Below are 22,299 nucleotides of genomic sequence, written 5' to 3' on the forward strand. Positions count from 1 at the left end.
TTAATTACGTATAGAAACTAAATTAATTATGGAAATACTAAGCACAATATTTTATTTTTTAATAGTAATCGGTGTACTGGTTTTCGTACACGAGTTCGGACATTTCTTCGCTGCCCGGGCAACAGGAATGAGGGCTGAAGTTTTTGCTTTCGGTATGGGATACAGGCTTTTCGGATGGAACAGACTTGATGGTTTTACTTTCGGAAAGCTTAAGAAGGAAACTGAAGAATCTCTTGGAAATCATACCGATTACAGAATTTGCGCATTCCCTATCGGGGGTTACGTGAAAATTCCGGGTATGATTGATGAAAGCATGGACAAGGAATTTATAAACAAACCTCCTCAGCCTTGGGAATACAGGGCAAAACCGGTCTGGAAAAGAATGATAGTAATAACTGCGGGAGTAATAATGAATATATTTCTCGCATTCTTAATTTTTTATTCACTTTCAATTTTTAAGGGCAAAAGCCTGATTGACACTACTACGATAGGTTATGTGGCAAAAGGTTCTACAGCTGCAGAATTCGGTATTCAGAAGTACGATAAGATTTTATCAATAAACAACCAGCCCATTTCATACTGGGATGACGTACAGAGCGCTCTATACATAGATAATCTCGGTGAATCAATATCAATTGACCTATTAAGAAATTCACAAAATATAACTGTAAAGATTCCAAAAGAGAAAGTAGGTATACTCAGCGATAAAGCGTTTGGGCTTTATCCGGAAAAAATGTATCCTGTGCTGAACGGCACGGTATCAGGAAAACCTGCTGAATTTGCGGGACTGACAAAAGGAGATAGAATTAGTTATGTTTCCGGACAAAAAATTGATAACACTCAGGAACTAATTGATAACATAAAACTGAATGCCAATAAAGACGTTGAGATTAAGTGGATGCGCAACGAAACAGAGATGTCTTCACTAATTTCTGTCGGAGCTGATTCTACAATAGGAATTGATATTGCGACAAAATATGAAGGTACTGTAAAGGAAGTTAAGTATAATGTAATTACTGCAATTCCCCGCGCTTTTTCGGATATGTATTATTTTGGGATAGAAGTGTTTTTCAAATCGATTGGTAAAGTGATAATCGGAGACATTCCTTTTAAAAAAGCGATAGGCGGACCGATTAAAATTGCACAGGCATCAGCCCAGTCTGCAGAAAGCGGATTTGCTGCTTTCATAGGATTTGTTGCATTGCTGTCTATGTCACTGGCAGTTATTAACATACTTCCCTTCCCTGCACTAGACGGCGGACATTTTGTAATACTTGTTTGGGAAGCTGTATTTAGAAGGCCTGTACCACATAAAGTACAGATTGCATTACAGAATGTTGGATTTATACTTTTAATTGCTTTGATGTTGTTTGTAATCTATAATGATATAATTTCGATAAAATAATAAGATTTTGTACTTAAATGAAAAAGGCGGGTGATTTCTTACCCGCCTTTTCTTATTGCATTCTAAGCAATTTTGCCCAATTGCCTTTATATTCTTTTTGCTGGAAAACAGTATCCGGTTTCCGGGTCTCTTCTTTTGATTTCCCTGATAAACTTATCATACTACTTTCGTAAAGTCTACTGAGTTCTCCCTCTATTTTATTAAATACATCGCTAATCTCAGTTGTTTTTTTATCAAAACGACTATTTAATTTTTGATTCATTTTTACTCCTTTTTATGCAATTTATTATACAACTATCATGCCAAGAAATTATGCAGAATAGGATTAATTTTAATAAGTTTTGAGGCTAATTCAAAGAAAACATAGTTAATCGACTAATATTAGAGTTGATGAACTATCTTTCAAAGGTTAGTGATTAGAATTTCGCATTAATTCCGAATGTAGGCAGTATAGGAAACATTCCGGTTGTTCTTTGAGTAATTTGTAAATTGCTGTTCAGGTTATAATCATAGCTCAGGACATTTTTTCGGTTATACACATTTATGACATCAAGGTAAAAAGTCCAATCAGCGTTCCAGAATCTTGCGAATGCAGAAAACCTCAAATCGAGCCTATGGTAAGCGGGTTTTCTTGAAGATAATCTGTTTTCATCAGTTCCGTAGTCAAGATTAAAAAGCACCTGATTAGAAAGAGGATTAACGACCAGAGAATCGTTAAGAATTCTCGGTGTAATCCCTACGGGTTCAGTAAAAGGAAAATTGCTCGCATAATTCCACTTCACACCGATTTCAAACCAACTGTTCACCCTATAGTTCAAGACGATATTTATATTGTGTGTCTGGTCGAACCTGAATAGAGCTTCAGATCCGTATCTTTGACGTGTCGCTTTTGAGTATGAATAGTTTATCCATCCGAATAATTTTGTTTTTGGACCAGTGTATTTTCTTTCGAGACTAATTTCAAACCCGTATGCATCTCCCGAACTCGCATTCACTGGTATGGAGGTAACAGAATCCACCGCATACCTTTCTGCCGACCTCACCCAGTTTAAAGGATTTTTCAGATAATTCGGGTCATTATTCGCCGGGTCTAAAGGTGTAAATTTGTACTTATAAGCTGTCAGCCTCTGAGATGTAATCAAATCGTCAAATTTCTTATAGTAACCCTCAACTTTAAAGAGCCATGAATTGTCAATCCATCTGTCAATGCCGAGGACAAAATGAATTGCTCTTTCGGCTTTAAGGTCTGTCACCTGAGGATTTTCGAGGTCATAAAAGTTCTGGCCGTCAACTAACTTTTCGTAACCGGGTGATTGATAGTATAGTCCGACAGATGTTCGCAATGTAGTCAGTGGATCGAAAGCATACCCGAGGTTAATCCTCGGTGATAAATATATTTTACTCAACAATGAATAATAATCTGCTCTCAGAGAAGGCTGAATAAAATACTGCTTTCCAATCTCAAACCTTGCCTGTCCGTAAGCACTGCCTCTGTAATTATCCTTTCCTTCAATCATAAAATCCTCAAGCAAAGACCTTGCGTTTGTGAATGAATTAATAAAATTTCTGAAGGCATCGTCAAGGTTAAGAGTGTATATTAAATCATTTCTTATAACATCTACTCCCCCGCCGAATTCGTATTTAATCCTTCCTGAGACTAAAACAGACCTATTACCAAGCGATATTTTCCTGAATGCATACTGCGAGCTGAATCCGAAACCCAGAAGCGCTCCAATAGCTTTTAAGCTGTCTCGCTGTCCGGGAGAGAGTCCTTCCCTGTCAATCAAAGGATCGAGTATATCTCCCTCAAACTGATTATCGCCGCTGTTTCTGTACCATGACAGAGTCGTTTTGGAAATGAACCTTGGATTCGGATTGTAATGCCAACCGATTGAAAGCACATTATTTGTAGTTACGTCATTGACCGCAACTGAGTCAGGGTCTGACCTTTCAGTGCCCGGGACAATATCCACCCCGTCCCTCGAAAATATTCCGTTAACCAGAAACCTGTGTTTCTCAAAAGGACCGAAAGCAAACTTAAACTGAACATCCTGAAAAGCCGGAAATGAAGAATTGTCTGTAATGAGACCTGCATTTCTTGCAAACGGACCGAGAATTAAGTCGTAATAAGTTCTCCTTGCGGACACAATCCATGAACCTGGAATTTTCAGCGGATTTCTTCCCTGCATTACGACATTTGCATTAGCTATATTAACATTAGCGAGTAAACTAAACGGTTTATCTGAAATCCCCTCTTTATTAGTTACGTCAAGTACTGCAGAAAGCCTGTCGCCGTACTTTGCGGGAAATCCGCCTGTTATTAGGTTAATATCGCTAAGAGTTTCGGGATTGAACATACTTACGAGTCCATAAAGTCTGTAAGGATTGAAGATTTCAACTTCATCCATGATAATCAAGTTCTGGTCGGGTCCCGAGCCTCGAACGACGAGCTGTGATGTGAAATCATTCGGAGCAGTTACACCGGGTAATGATTTTAAAGAACGCATCACATCCTCAAGACCACCGGGTAAAACCTTAATGTTTGAGGGTGAGACGTTAAACCAGCTCGTTCTTAGGTCGCTCTGGCTTTGCTTCTGACCGAATACTTCAATTTCCTCAGTGCTGAACAGTTTTTCAGTAAGCGTAATATTTATTGTTACATCTGATTTTCCAGTGAGGTCAACATCATCCAGCTCGAAGATACCGTAATTCTCAAGGTTTGCATTAAGTTTATAATTTCCTTTCGGAGCGAGAATAGAATATTCTCCTGAAGTGTTTGATTTTCCCCTGAATATATCGAATGTATTCTTATTTAATATTGAGATTGTTACGCCGGAAAGTTTCTTGTCTTTTGCGTTCGTTACAATCCCCTTTATTGTGCTAATGCCTGTGTCGGTTTGAGCGAAAACACTACCCGTAAACACGATGCTCAGTAAAACGACAAATATTATCCTATAAAGTTTATTCATGAATGTTTCAATTTAATGTATATACATACAAACGAATATACACTCACTTAAGTTTCAGATGACAGGAGATTAAATGCCCCTTTTCCGTATGTACTTCAGGATACAAAGAACTGCATATTTCCATCGCTTCCCTGCACCGAGTAACGTAATAACAGCCTTTAGGTTTGCCGGTTGCAAAGGGTAGCTCGCCTTTTACGACTGCACTGATTTTCTTCTTCCCAACATCTGGTATTGCGTCCATAAGTGCTTTTGTATAAGGATGAAAATAATTACTGAATAATTCTTCTGTTTCAGCCTGTTCTACAATTCTGCCTAAATACATTACGGCTACAGAATCGGATACGTGTCTTACAACGGATAGATTGTGAGAAATGAACAAATACGTGAGATTGAACTCCTCTTGTAAATCTTTCAGAAGGTTTAAAATCTGGGATTGTATAGAAACGTCAAGAGCAGATACCGGTTCATCACAAACAATAAACTCCGGCTCAACAGCGAGCGCCCTTGCTATAGCTATACGCTGCCTTTGTCCACCCGAAAATTCGTGGGGGTATTTATTTACTGCTCTTGAACTCAGACCTGCCTTGTCAAGCAGTTTATTGATGTAAACAGAGACTTCCCTTCCCTTTCTTATTTTATGAAACTTAACAACTTCATTTAAAATACTTCCGACCGTCATGCGAGGATTTAAAGTCGAATAAGGATCCTGAAAAACTATCTGCATCTTCTTCCTGTACGGTATAAAATCCTTTTCCGCAATGCTAAGAATATCTTTTCCGTCAATAAGAATGTTACCCTCATCACTGTCTACTAACCGCAATATGCATCTGCCTATGGTAGATTTTCCGCATCCAGACTCACCTACAAGTCCAAGGGTTTTTCCTTTAGGTATTGTGAATGACACATCATCAACCGCTGTAAGTACATTCTTTGGTTTTCCAAAAAGTTTCCGTTCAGTATACCGCTTAGTTAAATTTCTTACTTCGATTAGATAATTTTGCATTTAATAAATTAGTAATTATAAACATGTCATACAATTATATTAACAATAAATCTTTGGAAATAAAGTTAAGGTCTGATATAATTCCTTCGAATAAAACCGTTGTTAATATTCATGTATAGTTAGAATTTACGGGCTGATATTAACAGCATAATTATTTTTATTTCTTAATGAAAAACCATTTATATGAGATATACAGATGCAGATACATAACTGACATTAATAATAAATACTCGTTTGCAAGTATCCACACAGCTATCCAAATTAACTTGGGAACTCAAATAAACATTCATTTACAGCCTAATTTGGACAGATACCGTGTTTATTTTATCATTTTCTAAAACAACCCCTTATTCAAATATATTCGTATGCATTCCGCTGTCCAAAACAATTACTTTAAATTTTTAATTTGAATAGATGTGAATCTCCCAAATTTCGATATAAAATATTTTTATTTCATTATTCACTAAAAAATCTTATATTTATGTTTTATCATAATCCATCTAAATCGATGAAACATAGATTTACAACCATATTTCTGGTAAGTAATGATAATGCCGAAACAAAATTTTACACTGTAAAAACAAAGCATGTTGAGAAGCTAAAATCTTACGCAAGAACGACTGCAATAGCGCTTTCTGTACTGCTGCTGTCTCTTGTGCTGCTCGTGGTTCTGCTGAAAGTAGCTAACAATGAAATATCAAAACTGAACAACAATGTACTGTCGCTGAAGAGCGATCTGAAGATGCTTGATTCTCTCGAGATTAAGAAGAAGGTTAACGACATTGACCAGAATATAAACGACATCAACAAATACCTTATTGAACGCGGTATATTCAGCAAAGATAATTCAGGGGGTCCCGCGGATGATGAAAATCCAGATATAAGAATTTATGAGTTTTATCTTGATAAGACAACCACTATTTTAAATACCGTTAGGAATGTACCTATCGGTTTGCCGCTTATCGGGGAACACAAATCATTTTTTGGTTACCGTTCAAACCCATTCAGCGGCAGAGGTTCAGAGTTTCATAAAGGGCTTGATATAAAAGGTGAAATCGGAAACCCTGTGAAATGCACGGCGGGAGGAAAGGTTATTTTGTCTGATTATGACGGCGGGTACGGTAAATGCGTGGTTATTGACCATGGAAACGGACTTACAACAAGGTTTGGTCATCTTTCGGATTACAAAGTGAAATCGGGCGATTTTGTAAATGCAGGTGACGTTATAGGTTATGTTGGTTCTACGGGAAGGTCAACAGGACCACATCTCCATTATGAGATACGATTTAAAGAAGATTACGTGAATCCTGAAGAATTTTTAAACATTAAACAATAGTATTATGTTCGGAAAAAAAGAAGCAGAGAAACCGGTTGAAACATATACATCACCGGCAAGAGTTCAGAGTGCACAAATCCGCACACTCATCAGCGAAGGCTGTAAATTCGATGGAAATTTATTCTCGCCGGGCACGACTAAAATCGACGGAATAGTAAAGGGTAATCTAACCGGTGAAAGCGGACTTATAATTGGTGAAAAAGGATCTATCGAAGGTGATATTATGTCGATTGACGTAACAGTTTACGGTCACGTTAAAGGTAATGTTAAAGCTGATAAACTTGAAGTTAAAAAAGGGGGCAAGGTTTACGGCGATGTTAAGATTAATCAACTTGTCATGGAACCGGGAGGAGTGTTTACGGGGCATTGCAATATGAACGAGGAAAAACCGCAAGTTAAAAATGAAGCTTTCAATATCCCGAAAGAGATAAAACCTGAAATGAAAAAAGAGGGTAAAATAGACGATAACGTTCAGATTAAGAAGTTCGGGTAAAAATCTGTATTGACTCTGATTTTTCTTTTGGTATTTAGCATTCTCCTGACTTAAGAATTAGATATGATTAAGATTATATATCTATATTTAACAATCATATAATTATTATGGTTAGCTTTGTTTTCTAAAGTAAATGTTTAAAGTAATCATTTGTTAATTTTATATATTATGAAGAAAATTTTCACTTGACTTTTATTTATATTTTATGCAATTTTAATTGAATTTATAAAGTGTAATAGATTAAACATGAATGGAAACAGACAAATATTTAGTTTCATAACTTCCATTTTTGATTCAAAAGACGATTGTCTTCCTCACCTCTGTAAAATCAATAATTTACTCTAACTAATGCGTTTCAAATGCGTTTCTCATGCGTTTCTTATGCCTTTTTTAAGCGTGGCTCTCCTTAACCTAAAACCAAGCCCGCACCTGGACTGTATTTATACTAATAATATACTATTCTAAACCATTATGGCTAAAGTCAGGGATCAACATTTAGGAGTTTTGCAGGACAAACTTGGCTCTTTTGTCTCGAAAATTAGAAATGGAAAATCTTATGTTGCTTCCGCACCAACAGATTATAAAAAATCCACGAGTGAAGGATATCTCACAAATCAATCAAAATTTGGTACTTCTGCACGATTTGCTTCAGCTATAAATCAATATCCTAATATGAAATCGGTTTGGAAATACAGTGAAAACAAGGGAAGAGATGCTTATTATAAAATTCAGTCTGAAAACAGCAAATCTTGCGGTTTAAATCATGTTAGCATAAAAGCAAAGGTAGTCCCCTGTTTCAGTCACCAACTTTTGATAAAGAAGGTACTCCTTAATTCTTCTGAACTTGAAATTACTTTTCAACTGGATAAGTCATTGCCGGAAATGTTTTTCCCTCCTTATAAAGCATATCCGATTTTTCACCTTGGTTTTCCTGAAGATTTTGTTGATTCAAGCCGAAAGAAATTCCATCAGTTCCTATCTCTTAAAGAAGAATTTACCGAACCTTATATTAAATCACACGGTGAGTACAAACTTATTTTTTCTGTCGATTTTAATGACCTGAAATTAGTTGAAGATTATAACCTTATAGTTATCTTTCTTGCACTCGTATCTGAATTAGATTCTACAACACATATTGGTGTTTGCTCTGAAGGATACGTCGCAAAGGGGAATGATATATATATTAGAGAAGCTTCGTCAACAGAAAGAATCAATGAAGCAATTAAAGCGTCAAAAACACCAAAAAAAGAACCTCAGAAAAAACTTGAGATACGAATAGTGTAAGATAATTGGGTCTCAATGTGAATTAAAATGTTTATCCCTCCTACCGACTTTTCAAAATTCTAAAAAAGAATCACATCAAATTCTCTGTACACGGAAAATAATTATTATAGTAAAACAAAACTTGCTAATCGAATGTTTAAATGATTAAACCACTTATTAAATAACAGCATATGAAAGAAGCAGGTAAAAATATAACATTATTATAACAAATTAATTGAATTTTATACACTTTGCAAATTATTGTCTTGTACAAAAACTGCCGTTTGACCACGGGATTAAATATTGTATATATGATTGAAAACAATTATTTTTGATTAAGGATATTCGTTAACCTCGTATCATATGTTTAATAGAATGGAATATAACTATATACTCAAAAATATTTTAAAAACTATAAAAGTATCATGAAAAATTTAAAAGTATTACTTACGGCAGCAATCGTCATTTTACTTGTATCGGTTGCGAATTCACAAACACCTATAAAGCTCAATTTAACAGGCGGAGCAAGCTTACCGGTTGCAGCATTCAGCGACATGTATAAAACAGGATTTTCAATAGAAGGCGGAGTGTTTTATTCAATTCCTATGGTTCCCGTTGATTTAACATTGACGGCAGGATACAATCAGTTCACTTACAAGAACGAATATTTCACAGACCTTGTAACAACTAACCTTGGAGTAGGAGTAACCGGTTTTAATCCTTCATGGAACGCTGTAGACATTCCACTGATGATAGGTGCAAAATATATCATCCCTGCTAAAGGAATTTCACCATACATATGGGGTGAAATAGGAGTTCATTTTCTAAGTTTCAATGACAGGCTGACAGGCCGCGTAATCGGCAACTCCTCCTCTCCAACCGAAATCAGTTTGAACGGTGCGACAGAATCGGGCAAAGAAACAACATTCGGATATGCAATCGGAGGAGGTATTACAATTCCTATAGCCCCAAAAATCGGAATAGATATTAATGTAAAATTCAACGGTAATACGGGAATATATGCAAAAGCATATGAAGTATTCAGGAATTCAAATTCGAAGTTTACAAATCCTGAAATGAAGAATATGGGATTTATGACAGCAAGAGCCGGTATATTAATCACGTTATAATTATTTTTTAATTGAAACGAAAGTAAAGATGACAAAAAGCTGATGATGTAGTTCTATAAACATAGAATAGGTAACAAAGCCCTGTAGATTAGAAATTATCAGGGCTTTTTGGTTTATTATTAGGTCCTATTACAAGAATTAAGAAATGAAAAAACATTTGGGTATAATGGTACACATAGTTTGAGTTGTAAACAAAGAAAAGAAATTATCACGGTGAATACAGCGATGCAAGAGCTAAAAATAAAGTTAGATATTACCATAACAAACACAGAGATAATCACGATAACACAGAGAAAAATAAATCAACGTTAAAAGCAACAGATTTTATTCTGTTGAGAACACATAGAAGAAAAGAATACAAACAGAAAAAGCTGATTTGATTATGATGTTCACTGATTAAAAAAGAGAAAAGTGCGTACGTCTGGAGTAAACGGAAAGTTCTAATGAATCGGATTATAAAACTTGCGTTAAAACGAAACAGTTTTCAGATGAGATAAGAAATGTAACTATATTAAGAATATTATAGTTATACATTTTATCGAATGTTATTTAAGGGTGATTCTGAAGAATTGAATAGAGTAGGTTTTGCAATTATGTTAACGTAGATTTTTACTATAAGCATATAAGAAATAATCTATATGGATTAGATCCCTACCAAATAATATAGGAAATGGTGGGATGAGGAAGGGAAATGAAAGAGTATTATAATAGTAATGTGTAATATGAAATGGCCGGTATGGAAGTATGGGGAAACTTGATGTTGTAATATTTGTTTTTTGGCTTGAAATAGACATCATTTATTGGTAACATAAGTGAATGAACTCGTATAAAAGCTCAAAAGGACCGCACTCAAAAAATAGTTCACAGAATAAAGAAAATTCAGAACTCTATGCTGCTTTGGAGATGTTTTTCACAAAGAGTACAGACCTAATGTGCATAATTGATTCGAACGAATATTTTCAGCTGCTTAATCCGGCATGGGAGAATGTATTAGGTTATTCGAATGAGGAGCTGAAGAGCAAACCTTACTACGAATTTATTCATCCTGATGACGTTCAATGGACCAGAGAATTAGCTGAAGAGGATGCAAAAGCCGGTGCATCTGTTACAAGTTTAATAAACAGATACGTAGCAAAGAACGGCTCGATTGTCTGGCTCGAATGGAAAGCATCGATGTTTCAAGACGGTATCTCGGGTTGTGCTGTTGCGAGAGATATTACGGAAAAAGTTATAGCCGATGCGAATTCCAGGAATGAGAAAGAAAGGTTTTACCGTTCATTCAATCTACCGTTAATAGGCTCTGCAATTACGTCGGTAGACAAACAATGGCTCGAAGTGAATTCAGAACTGCAAAAGATGTTCGGCTATACAAAAGAAGAGTTAAACAAATTAACCTGGGCTGAATTAACGCATCCCGAAGACCTGCAAAAAGATGTTGATCAGTACTACAGGCTGTTTACGGGAGAAATAAACAAGTATTCTCTCGAGAAAAGATTCATTAAGAAAAACGGGGATATAATCTGGACGATAATGTCTGCCGGATGCGTAAGGAAAGAGAACGGCGATGTTGACTACATAGTTGCAAAGCTACAGGATATTACATCCCGCAAGAAAGCTGAGCTCCTGCTTGAAACGAGTGAAGAAAGGTTCCGCAGGGTAATTGATGCAACGGAAGATATTATTTTAAGATACGGAAAGAATTTCAAAATCCTTTACGTAAATCCGTCCATAAAGAAATTCTGTAAACCATCTAATGATGAGGTCAAAGACAATTCAGATGAAAGCAAAGCCATCGAAGAGATTACAAAAGCATTGCGCACTGAAATTAAGAATGTGTTTGATAAAGGGAAGTCCGATAAGGTGATAAAAGAAATGAAATGCGGCGATGATGAATTTGTATTCCAGTGTTTCATAGTACCTGATTCTGATGAATCGGGAGAAATAACGTCGGTACTGACTACATTAAGAGATGTAACAGAAATTCACAGGGCAAATGAATACATAAAAGAGCAGGCAGAGTTTCTTGATAACATCGTTAAAGGTGCAAGCATAGGTTCGTGGGAATGGAACATTCAAACTGGAGATGTGAAGATAAACGAAAGATTCGCTGAAATATTAGGTTATAAGCGGAGTGAACTTGAACCCTTCAATATTGATAATTGGGGGAAATACTTACATACCGAGGATAATAAGACAGCAAAAGCCGCAATCGAAAGAATTCTTAGCAACGTTACGTCTGAATTCAGGCAAGAAAGCAGGATGAAGCATAAGAACGGGAAATTGGTATGGGTGCTCGATATCGGTAAAGTTGTGAAATGGAGTCCCGTCAAGAAACCGTTAATAATGGCAGGAATAATCATCGATATAACTGTCAGAAAGAATGCTGAAAAGGCACTGAAAGAGCAGGAAAAACTGTTTCATGATATATTTGAAATCCATGATGTGATAAAAATAATCATTGAACCCGGAACGGGAAACATCTTTCAAGCGAATTTAGCAGCGTGTAAATTTTACGGATATGAAAAAGATGAGCTGGAAAGGATGAATATAAAGGATATTTTCCTTGTTAGCGATGAGGATATAAGGAAAATGATTAATAATATCAAGGAGGAGGAGATAAAAGAACACAGGTTCAAGTTAAAGCTTTCTTCAGGAAAAGTCAGAGAGGCGGAGGTCTATTCAAGTCAAATACTAAAAGGCGAACGGCCACTGATATTTTCAATAATTATTGATGTTACGGATAAGAATAAAGCTCAGCACGATCTGAAGGAAAGCGAAATGAACCTCAGGAAATCGAATGAAGAAAAGGACAAGCTATTTTCAATTATTGCACATGACCTACGCGGACCATTAGGCAGCTTCATGAATTTATCAGAATTAATAAGCGAATCACTGCCTACGCTTACGAGAGAAGAATTAAGCAATTTCATTAACATAATGAAAGGTTCCGCTTCAAGCGTATATGACCTGCTTGACAATCTTCTCGAATGGTCGATGGTAAAAAGAGGAATGGTTGAAGCAGAGAAGAAACGATCAGGACTTCTGAATGTACTGGAGCCGACTTTAAAGAACCTGAAGGCAGAAGCCACGGCAAAGGAAATAAAATTCAATTATTCCGTTCCGAATAATCTGACTATATTTACGGACGATAGAATGCTGAACATAATAATAAGAAATTTCGGAGCGAATGCGGTGAAGTTTACTCCTCATAAAGGCGAAATTAACGTGACCGCTTCAAAACAAAACGAGAATGAGATAATAATTTCAGTCACGGATAACGGAATTGGAATGAGTAAAGATATGATTAAAGACCTCTTCAAAATAGATGCACAAACAGGCCGCAAGGGCACTGATAATGAGCCAACAAACGGATTAGGGTTGATATTGTGCAAAGAATTTGCGGACAAGTTAAACGCAAAGATACTGATTTCAAGTGAAGAAAATAATGGGAGCACATTTTCGATAGTATTGTCTGAAAATTAAATGGGTATGGAAGATAATACTGATAGAAGGGATTAATGATAATGATATGCCGCCACTACGGAACTGTAAAACATTAGAATCCAGTACAAAATATATTAAATTGCCGTATTCCAGATTTTGCCGGTTTTTATCTTAAATCAAAAATTTTACAGCAGAAGCTTAAAAACAATACCGGGAATCGATAAGATTCCCGGCTTAAAAGTAAACCTGCGATTGTCAGTCCAAGAAAACAATCGAAAATGATAAACGGAGTTAGAATTAAGAATAACTGACCTGAGAATCTTCGACTTCCACAGGAATGACAAATAATTAAAACTTACAAGAATAAATTATTAGAAATTGATTTTAATTTTATTTATTTGCGGTCAGTTTCATCTCGATTTCCTTTTCGCTGCCACTCCTGATAACCTTTAGTTTAAGCAAGTCCCCTACCCTAAGGTCATTCACTTCTGTAATTAAGTCCTGCTCATTCCTTATCATAATTCCGTTTGCCGATATAATCACATCCTCGGGCTTCAGACCGGCATCGTCAGAAATACTTCCTCTCTGCACCTGAGTAACAACTACACCGTTCTTATTTTCGAGACCGAGATACTTTGCTATCTGGTCATCAATTCCCTGAATCCTGAATCCGACATTATAATTTCTGTCAATCTTGCCGCTTGATTTCAGCTCATCAAGTATTGCTTTAACACGGTTTATTGAAATCGAAAATCCCACGCCTATACTCCCCTGACTGAACTGTCCGCCTGTATAAATAATCGTATTCATTCCTATTACTTCACCGTCTGCATTTATAAGAGGTCCGCCTGAATTACCGCTATTGATTGAAGCGTCCGTTTGAATCATATCCTTGTATGCACGTTTCTGGTCTGCGGTTACTTTCATGTTAAGAGCACTGACAACTCCCACCGTAACAGTCGGTTTGTCATTTATTTCAAAAAGTCCAAATGGATTTCCAAGTGCAATTACCCATTCTCCGATAATAATATTGTCAGAGTTTCCGAACTTTACGGAAGGAAGTCCTGACTTATTAATCTTAAGAAGTGCAACGTCTGAAACAGGGTCGGAACCGATAAGCTTTGCCTCAACCGTTTCGCCCGTTGTCAGTGTAACTGAAATCTTCGTCGCATTTCCCGCAACGTGGTCATTCGTCAGAATGTATCCATCTTCAGAAACGATAAACCCAGAGCCCAGCCCGCGAATTGTCTGCCTTTGCGGCGCCATCTCTCCGAAGAACTGCCTGAAGAAGGGGTCGTTCATAAACGGGTCTCTCACTTCCCGAACTTCTTCAACGTTAATACCTACTATTGTGTTGCTGACTTTTTCGATTGCAAGCGTAATCGCCGTCTGCCTGTCCTGACTTATCTGTTCATTCTTCTGTGTTTTATCAAATGCAGCTGTGTTAAGATTATTCGGTGACTGCTTAAAAAACTTAGTAAACAGCACACCTCCTGCTATAACTCCTGTAATTAACAAAAGCACTGCAACAACTGCCGCCGTTACTTTTACCTTAACTGAATTTGCATTAATACTTAATGTTGACATAGTTTTTATTTACTTAAATGTTTTTTAACTTTTCTGATAATTTCTTCATCATTTATTTTATATTTACGCATAAGTTCTTCCATTGTTCCGCTCTCGCCGAATGTATCCTCAACCGCAACGTAATCCATCTGTGTAGGTCTGTGTAAAGAAAGGACCTCTGAAACCGCTCCGTAAAGCCCGCTCTGCTTCTGATGGTCTTCACAGGTAATTACTAAATTTGTTTCTTCCGCTGCCTTTACCAATGCCTCAACATCAATCGGTTTTATCGTGTGAATATTTATCACCTTTGCATTTATTCCATCCTTCTCAAGCTCTTTCGCCGCCTTCAAAGCTTCCCAAACCAAAAGCCCGCTCGCAACAAGAGTTACATCCTTGCCTTCCCTGAGTATCTGAGCCTTTCCGAGTTCAAACTCTTCATTTACATTGGTAAAATTCGGAGTTTTATCCCTGTAGAACCTAACGTAAAAAGGACCTTCGGTCTCAACGCATTTCATAATTGCTTTATACGTCTGATTGTAATCGCAGGGCGTAACAACAGTCATGTGAGGAAGAAGTCTCATCAAACCGACATCTTCAAGCGACTGATGTGTTGCACCGTCAGGACCAACCGAAATACCGCAATGCGAGGCACAAATCTTCACGTTCATTTCACTGTAAGCAATCGACTGGCGAATCTGGTCGAAAGGTCTTCCCGTCGCAAACTCACCGTATGCAGAGGCAATCGGAATCTTACCCGCAACCGCTAAACCCGCTGCAACGCCCATCATATCAGCTTCCGCAATCCCTACCGAAAAGAACCTGTCAGGATAAGCATCACGGAAAGCATTCACTTTAACGGAACCGGAAACGTCGCCACCCAGCACAACTACATTCGGGTTTGTCTTTCCAAGCTCCATCAGTGCATCCGAAAACGCCTGACGTGTTTCTTTCATATCAGGATTTGCAAGATTAATATGTTCAACCTTTTTATCTTTTGGTTTCAAATCAGATTTTTCAGTATGTAATTTCATTCAAAATATAGTTTAATAATTTATAAAATTCGTAAAATTGTAGAAAATTTTAAAGTCGAAAGAGACGATAATATAACATATAATTAGTATTAATAAATCCGTATTCAAGTAAATTTCCCGTACTTTCTCCCCTTCCCTGTCTCTATTTGTCATTCCATCATGTTTGTAGATGGAATCCAGGAATGGAACAAATATTTTAAACAAAATTGCTCTTAGTGTAACTCAAATCGTAAATGTGATCCGGCGTACTTCCAGTTTGAGGAAAAAGTGAATCCCCGATAAAAACATTCTTGAACGACAAAAAAATAAGGGAAGAACGGCAAGAGTGATGGATGCATTACTCTTTGTGGAGGTGATGTGATTAGATCCCCGATAAAAGCATTCGAGGATGACAAAGAAAGGAAAAGCAGAAAAAAGGATGTACGCCACGGCGCATCTTTGGTTTGCATTACCCTTTGTGGAAATGATGTGATTAGATCCCCGATAAAAACATTCGGGGATGACAAAAAAAGGGAAAGAGCGGCAAACAGGATGGGTGCATTACCTAAAAAAGAGCAGGCGGGAATAAAAACAGGGGTAGATTTTGTTTTGATAAAAAAGTACTTGTATAAGTATCTTGGAAGAAGAGCATATCTCCCCTATTAGGCTTTTGGGGTATGACAAATTAAAAAGGTATCTGCGCAGAAGCGCAGATACCCGAGATTTTTGCAAACTTTGGAAATATGATAAATTATGGACTATTTAAAATAAGGTCCATATAGAAACCATATTATTAAATATTATTTGATTAATAACATACGTTTTGTATCGCTGAAGTGTCCTGCCCTCATTTGATAGAAGTAAGCACCGCTTGATAAATTATGACCATTGAAATCATAGGTATAAGTGCCCGGTGATTTAACTTCTTCAACGAGGACTTTCACTAATCTTCCGGTGATATCATATACTTTTAAATTCACAAGACCTTGCACCGCTACAGTATATGTAATTTTAGTCACCGGATTAAACGGATTAGGATAATTCTGGTATAACTTATATGTTTCGGGTGTTGAGGTAACATTATTACCGTTATTAGTAATAATACATCCGAGAGAATCAGTAAGACAAAAGAGTTTTGTTGTTGTTACCGTTGATGGATAGAATCCTCCCGGTATCCAGATTTTCACTTTGTTATTGACTATACTTGAAGAAATTGTTCCCCAGTAGTTTGATGCAGAATTACTTCCTCTTCCTGTTAATATAGTCGGAAGCCACATAGAATCGGATACACTCCAGATATAAATCGAATCCTGTGCAGACGCTCCCGGTGTGCTTTCGCCCGCAACGAAATAGAATCTGTTATTAACTGCATGTCCTCCGGGTCTTGAATTTCCCGTGCCGCGGACAGGAACGTCTACTGATTGCGTCCAGATAATATTTTCAGCAGTATTTCCGATTGTTCCAATCCAGAAATCCTTTCTGAAAGTTCCTGAATATCCGGCCGCTACAAATAATTTATTTCCCTGTATTCCACCTGCAAAAGATCTTCTGCCGTTTCCGGAGGGTAATGAGTCGGTAGCTCTGCTCCATGTGTCTGAGTTTGGTCTATAGATTTGAATACCTTTATAATAGGTACTCCAACCGCCCATCATGCAAAATATAACACTATCACCCCAGGATTCAGCGACATTTCCCGTAACAGGAGTTGGTATATTCGCAACAGCAGTCCATCCCGATACAACATCGTATTTATAGACTATATTATCGGCTGCACCGGTTAGCGTAATACTTCCGCCTCCTATATAATAAAGATTATTTCCGCATTTGACAAGATCGCCGCCTACTTTTGGAGTTGGCAAATCCCTGCCCGGGCTCCAGACGCCTGTATTTACGGCGTACCTTGTAACAGTAGTGCTTGCGGCAGGATTTGTCCCTGAACCAACAATAATTGAACCGCCCGCAATGTAAAGTGTATCGCCAAGCGTTGCTGAGGCATGTCCCCCAAGAGCTCCGCCTGAATATTGCGGAATCAGACCGTAATCACAAACATTAGAAGGGTCAACTAAACTTCCGGCAACGGGAAGTTCGACGTTCCATGTAGCTGCAATTTCTACAGAGCTTAGTGCACGATTATAAAATCTAAATTCATCCAATAAAGAACCCACAGGAATACTATTTGCAGTTCCATAACTCCCTACTTTAAACGGAACGATTGCATTCAGGTTTAGCGGTGCTTGCAGCACTGATGACTGGAATGCACCATTTAGATAACAGGATATTGTGGCTGTAACAGAATCATAGACGAAATGGACCACGCTTGGTCCAGGCAATACTCCGGTAACGTTTACATTTGTTATACCATTGCCTCGAAGCGTGATATTGCTCGTACCCGCTGCACCATTTGTAAAACATCTGAAACTTGTTGTAATATCATTGCCAAATAAATAAGAAGTACCCGAGGTAATGTTACTAATCCACAGCGAAATTGTCCAGCTTGAGGTTCCAAGGTTCATATTCCATCCGGAATTAACATGAGTGGAAGTTCCAGTTCCGCCGTTACCAAGCAAGGCATTACCAAACTGTCCCCCGCTCCCCATTGACATGTTTGATAACTGGGCATCAGTGAAGCCCTGTCCCGGAACTGCCAGATTAGGGGTAGTTGTGGTACCCGTATTAAATTTGTAATAAAGAATTTCGGGGACTGAATAAGATTGAGAATAAAGGTTTGAAAAGATGAATGTAACAAAGAAAACAAGCAAAAAAAGTGTTTTAAAGTTTTTCATAATATAAATTTTAGTTAAGAAAGAATTCTATAAAAATTTATTTATATATTTGCTCTTAAGTTTAAACACGGTCAGGTCAAGATGTGGTAATGTAAACTGAGTAAAAATATCTTCTATGAAAGAACGTTATATTCTATTGGTGACAATATAATTATAAATGTAGTAAGTAATATTCAAAAATCAAATGGAAAAAGGTATGAGGGCGGTTATGAGTCACAATAAAAAGAATCGGGACGCACAGAACGCACAGTCAAGTGCTGAAAGAAAAAGAAAAGCAGCAAGCAGGATGGAGGCATTACCCTTTGTGGAAGTGATGGAGTTATGAAGTGATGGAGTGAAGGAGTGAAGGAGTTATTGAGTGAGGAGGCTATGGAGTTATGAGGTTATGGAGTTATGAAGAGCAGGAAGCAAGATTTATGCTTTATCATTTTTATTGGAGTATTCATTAATTAATTTGGGGAAAATAATTTTATGGATGAAAATAAAGTGCGGTTGACGCAAATGGTTTCGACGGCGGGGTGTGCAGCTAAGATTTTTCCGTATGTGCTGAAGGATGCACTGAAGGATGTGGATTGGTTTAGGGATGAGAATGTTATAGTGGGATTTGACGGGGCCGACGATGCCGGGGTTTATAGGATTTCGGAGGAGCTTGCTCTTATTCATACGACTGACTTTTTCACGCCTGTGGTTGATGACCCGTTTACATACGGGAAGATAGCAGCGGCGAATTCTCTGAGCGATGTTTACGCTATGGGCGGGACACCGCTGAACGCACTGAATATCGTTGCTTTTCCGCAGAAGCAGGATTTAGCGATTCTGAAAGATATTCTCGCTGGAGGTGCCGAAAAAGCACGTGAGGCAAGATGCCCAATAATCGGGGGTCATTCGGTTGATATTGAGAATATTCTTTACGGCCTTGCGGTTACGGGTACGATTAATCCGAATTATATTAAAGGCAATGATACGGCAAAACAGGGCGACGCTCTTATTCTTACAAAAGCACTTGGGACGGGTGTTCTGAATAATGCAGTGAAGTACGCAAGACCCGAACAACATTTTATTGATGAGCTAATTGATTCGATGTGCCGTCTGAATCGAGACTCCGCAGCCGCAATGGTAAAGCACGGAGCGAATGCCTGCACAGATGTTACGGGATTCGGTCTCGCGGGTCATGCAATGCAACTCGCGAAAGCATCGAATGCTGTTCTTAATTTTTATGTGAATGAACTTCCACTTTTAAGGGGTGCGCTCTGGGCTGTGGGTGAGAAGCTGTTAACACGCGGGGATAAGTCGAATAGAATATACACGAATGAATTCGTTGTTAATAAAGGTACAGTCAACACACAAAAAGAGCATCTGCTTTACGACCCGCAGACTTCGGGAGGGTTGCTGGTATCAATTACTGAATCACGAGCTGAACAACTATTGAAGGAGATTGCAGATAACGGAGATGAGGCGGCAAGGATTGTGGGTTACGTCACGGTTCCCGATAATGATAGTAAAGCGGGTACAATTGTATTTAATTTCTGAGAATGCTTTCTTTCAAATCCGATAAAGAAGTTTTTGATTACGTAAGAACGTTCGATCTTTGCGGGCTAAAGCCACTTTCCGCACAACTTGAAAAGTATGCATTCAATTTTATTGATATAGATACCCTGCTTGAACATTTATACGATGAGGATACGCTGATAGTGGATGCGCGTTCTGAGAAGGAATTCGGGGAAACTTCAATACCGACTGCGGTGAACTTTCCAGTGCTGAACACGGAAGAGAGGCACAACGTAGGGATTGTTTTTAAAAACTATTCTGACCTTGCTGCGGTTGAGCTTGCGGTGCAGTATTCAGCGAAGAAGGCAGAAACGCTGAATGACTTTCTCGAGGAGCACGGTGCGAACGACAAAAACATTTATGTCTATTGCTGGAGAGGCGGAGGCAGGAGCAAATACCTCAGCAAAATGATTTTTGACGCAGGTTATAAACCGCATTCACTGATTAAAGGCATAAAATCGTACAGGCATAAAGTTAACGAACTCTTTACTGCCGAAGTATTCCCGAATAAACTAATCGAAATAAACGGACTGACAGGCAGCGGCAAGACGGAAATAATTAAAGCACTTCACGGAAAGCTCCCTACACTCGACCTTGAAAAAGCCGCAAGGCACTTCTCTTCACTGTTCGGGTTCATCCCTTATAAGATAAGAGGTTACTCCCCTGTTCATAACCAGACTGCTTTTGAAAACAATGTGTACGCGGAGTACGTTAACAACAGAAATATATTCGGCGGATACGAAACATACATTGTGGAAAGCGAAAGCCGGAAGGTCGGCGATTTTTTTATACCGCTGAACCTTTACGCAGAGATTGAAAATGCAAAAGTTATTAACATAGAGACATCGTTTGAAAACAGAGTAAAAAGACTGAAGACGGATTACTTTGAGTATTCAAGCGGCTATGCAGATATGATTAATATATTAAAAACCAAAGAGAGGTTTTTCAGGAAAGAGATGAGCAGCGTGCATTATGAATCGTGCCTTGATGCACTGAATAAGGGGAATGCGAAGGAGTTTATTTCGGTTATGCTTGAAAAGTATTATGATGTGAAGTATAAGAATAAAGGGAAGAAACCTATTGCTGTTATAAACAACGGTGATGCGAAAGAGGCGGCTAATCAAATTATGAGGATTTATTCAGATATCGAAGGTCTTTCCGAACTTTAGAATTTTGTAATCGTACTTCTTCCTGATTTTATCCATATTCTTCACAAGGGATTTAAACTTGTCTTCGCGGATGAACATATCTTCCTGCATGCTGCCGTCATCTTCACGCAAATCACCAAAGCGTACGCCGATTAGCCGAATCTGCTTGCCCTTTCTGTAAAGCTTATCAAAAAGTTTAAGCGAATCTTCGTAGAAATCCATTTCGATGTTTGAAAAACGCTTTACGATATGCGACTTCTGATTAACGGAAAAATCAGCGTACTTTACCTTAACAGTAAGACTGTTTGAGATGATATTCTTCTTCCGCATTCGTGAACAGGCGCGTTCGAGTACAAGGTACAATTCCTTTTCAAGATAATTCCTGTCGTCGGTATTAAAATTCAGTGTTGTTTCCTTTGACAACGATTTTTGTTCATAGTCCTCGTATGTGTTGATTTCCCTATCGTCGATTGCATTTGCCACGTTTAACAGATAATCCGAATGCATTCCTATAACATTCTCGTAAAAACTTTTGTCATGATTAAGTATATCTCCGATAAGAAAGATTCCGTGCTTATTCAGATGTTTCAGAGTTACTTTCCCCACACCCGGAATCCTTTGTACGGGAAGACTGTGAAGAAAATCCTGCTCCTCTTCTTTTAGAATGTACGTAATTCCGTCGGGTTTATTTTCTTTTGAGGCAATCTTAGAGCAGACTTTATTTGAAGAAATGCCTATTGAACATGTTATATGCAGTGTCTTTTTAACCTCGCCCTTCAGCGAAACAGCCAGTGCATAGACATCACCTTTGAACGGGCGCAGTGTGTCAGTAACATCAAGATACGCTTCGTCAATGCTCATCGGCTCAACGAGAGGAGTGTATTTATAGAATATTTCCCTGACACGTTTTGAATAATCGGAATATATTCCGCGTGTGCCTCTGATGAAATTTCCCTCGGGTGCAAGCTGAAGTGCTTTGGCAATCGGCATTGCAGTGCGAATACCCTTTTTGCGTGCAAGATAATTCGGACAGGATACAATACTGCGTAAATCGCTGCGGGTACCTCCGACTATTAGTGGTTTTCCCCTTAAATCAGGATTTACTGCTTCTTCGCAAGAAGCAAAGAAGGCATCCATATCGACGTGGAGTATGTATCTCGGTTTTGACATGCCTTAAAAATACTCATTCGTAACAAAATAT

At 38.0% G+C, this 22,299-nt stretch carries 16 protein-coding genes; 9 read left to right on the forward strand and 7 right to left on the reverse strand.

What is annotated here, in order from left to right:
• The first annotated feature begins 28 nt into the window (after window positions 1-28).
• Window positions 29-1,405: an RIP metalloprotease RseP gene (gene rseP / locus WC644_05375; GenBank protein MFA5011366.1), complete on the forward strand. Its 1,377-nt coding sequence runs from the start codon at window positions 29-31 to the stop codon at window positions 1,403-1,405.
• A gap of 52 nt (window positions 1,406-1,457) precedes the next feature.
• Here rseP and WC644_05380 read toward each other — a convergent pair whose 3' ends face one another.
• The 3 genes from WC644_05380 to WC644_05390 all read right to left on the reverse strand — a co-directional run bounded on the left by WC644_05380 (window position 1,458) and on the right by WC644_05390 (window position 5,377).
• Window positions 1,458-1,667 (reverse strand): hypothetical protein, encoded by a 210-nt coding sequence (locus WC644_05380; GenBank protein ID MFA5011367.1) that lies wholly within the window; start codon window positions 1,665-1,667, stop codon window positions 1,458-1,460.
• A 154-nt stretch (window positions 1,668-1,821) separates the two neighbouring features.
• Window positions 1,822-4,374 (reverse strand): TonB-dependent receptor, encoded by a 2,553-nt coding sequence (locus tag WC644_05385; protein ID MFA5011368.1) that lies wholly within the window; start codon window positions 4,372-4,374, stop codon window positions 1,822-1,824.
• Between the two features lie 43 nt (window positions 4,375-4,417).
• Window positions 4,418-5,377: an oligopeptide/dipeptide ABC transporter ATP-binding protein gene (locus WC644_05390; GenBank protein ID MFA5011369.1), complete on the reverse strand. Its 960-nt coding sequence runs from the start codon at window positions 5,375-5,377 to the stop codon at window positions 4,418-4,420.
• Window positions 5,378-5,885: 508 nt separating this feature from the next.
• Between WC644_05390 and WC644_05395 the strand changes: the two genes are divergently transcribed.
• From WC644_05395 to WC644_05415, 5 genes are all read left to right on the forward strand, one after another.
• Window positions 5,886-6,713: a M23 family metallopeptidase gene (locus WC644_05395; GenBank protein MFA5011370.1), complete on the forward strand. Its 828-nt coding sequence runs from the start codon at window positions 5,886-5,888 to the stop codon at window positions 6,711-6,713.
• A gap of 4 nt (window positions 6,714-6,717) precedes the next feature.
• Window positions 6,718-7,206, forward strand: a complete 489-nt coding sequence (locus WC644_05400) for a polymer-forming cytoskeletal protein (protein ID MFA5011371.1) — start codon at window positions 6,718-6,720, stop codon at window positions 7,204-7,206.
• A gap of 471 nt (window positions 7,207-7,677) precedes the next feature.
• On the forward strand, window positions 7,678-8,490 hold the full coding sequence (locus tag WC644_05405) for a hypothetical protein (GenBank protein MFA5011372.1): 813 nt from the start codon (window positions 7,678-7,680) through the stop codon (window positions 8,488-8,490).
• Between the two features lie 404 nt (window positions 8,491-8,894).
• Window positions 8,895-9,599, forward strand: a complete 705-nt coding sequence (locus WC644_05410; protein MFA5011373.1) for an outer membrane beta-barrel protein — start codon at window positions 8,895-8,897, stop codon at window positions 9,597-9,599.
• An 816-nt stretch (window positions 9,600-10,415) separates the two neighbouring features.
• Window positions 10,416-13,082: a PAS domain S-box protein gene (locus WC644_05415; GenBank protein MFA5011374.1), complete on the forward strand. Its 2,667-nt coding sequence runs from the start codon at window positions 10,416-10,418 to the stop codon at window positions 13,080-13,082.
• A gap of 351 nt (window positions 13,083-13,433) precedes the next feature.
• Here the strand turns inward: WC644_05415 and WC644_05420 are convergent, their stop codons facing one another.
• Both WC644_05420 and WC644_05425 read right to left on the reverse strand, forming a co-directional pair.
• Window positions 13,434-14,630 (reverse strand): trypsin-like peptidase domain-containing protein, encoded by a 1,197-nt coding sequence (locus WC644_05420; protein MFA5011375.1) that lies wholly within the window; start codon window positions 14,628-14,630, stop codon window positions 13,434-13,436.
• 5 nt (window positions 14,631-14,635) lie between these two features.
• Entirely contained in the window at window positions 14,636-15,640 is a 1,005-nt protein-coding gene (locus WC644_05425) for a transketolase C-terminal domain-containing protein (GenBank protein MFA5011376.1), read from the reverse strand.
• Window positions 15,641-15,997: 357 nt separating this feature from the next.
• On the opposite strand from WC644_05425, the gene WC644_05430 reads away from it, so the two are divergent.
• A complete protein-coding gene (locus WC644_05430; GenBank protein ID MFA5011377.1) occupies window positions 15,998-16,285 on the forward strand; it encodes a hypothetical protein in 288 nt (95 codons plus the stop codon).
• Between the two features lie 134 nt (window positions 16,286-16,419).
• Here the strand turns inward: WC644_05430 and WC644_05435 are convergent, their stop codons facing one another.
• The gene (locus tag WC644_05435; GenBank protein ID MFA5011378.1) at window positions 16,420-18,402 is read right to left on the reverse strand and encodes a T9SS type A sorting domain-containing protein; all 1,983 of its coding nucleotides are present in this window, start codon (window positions 18,400-18,402) and stop codon (window positions 16,420-16,422) included.
• 471 nt (window positions 18,403-18,873) lie between these two features.
• On the opposite strand from WC644_05435, the gene selD reads away from it, so the two are divergent.
• Window positions 18,874-19,932 (forward strand): selenide, water dikinase SelD, encoded by a 1,059-nt coding sequence (gene selD / locus WC644_05440; GenBank protein MFA5011379.1) that lies wholly within the window; start codon window positions 18,874-18,876, stop codon window positions 19,930-19,932.
• A gap of 2 nt (window positions 19,933-19,934) precedes the next feature.
• Window positions 19,935-21,119, forward strand: a complete 1,185-nt coding sequence (gene mnmH, locus WC644_05445) for a tRNA 2-selenouridine(34) synthase MnmH (GenBank protein MFA5011380.1) — start codon at window positions 19,935-19,937, stop codon at window positions 21,117-21,119.
• On the opposite strand, the gene dinB is transcribed toward mnmH, so the two are convergent.
• Window positions 21,090-22,268 (reverse strand): DNA polymerase IV, encoded by a 1,179-nt coding sequence (gene dinB, locus WC644_05450; GenBank protein MFA5011381.1) that lies wholly within the window; start codon window positions 22,266-22,268, stop codon window positions 21,090-21,092. The two genes, mnmH and dinB, sit on opposite strands and share 30 nt — an antisense overlap.
• Window positions 22,269-22,299: the final 31 nt, after the last annotated feature.

The organism is Ignavibacteria bacterium, from assembly GCA_041649015.1.
Taxonomy (GTDB): Bacteria; Bacteroidota; Ignavibacteria; order Tepidaquicellales; family Tepidaquicellaceae; genus CAIKZJ01.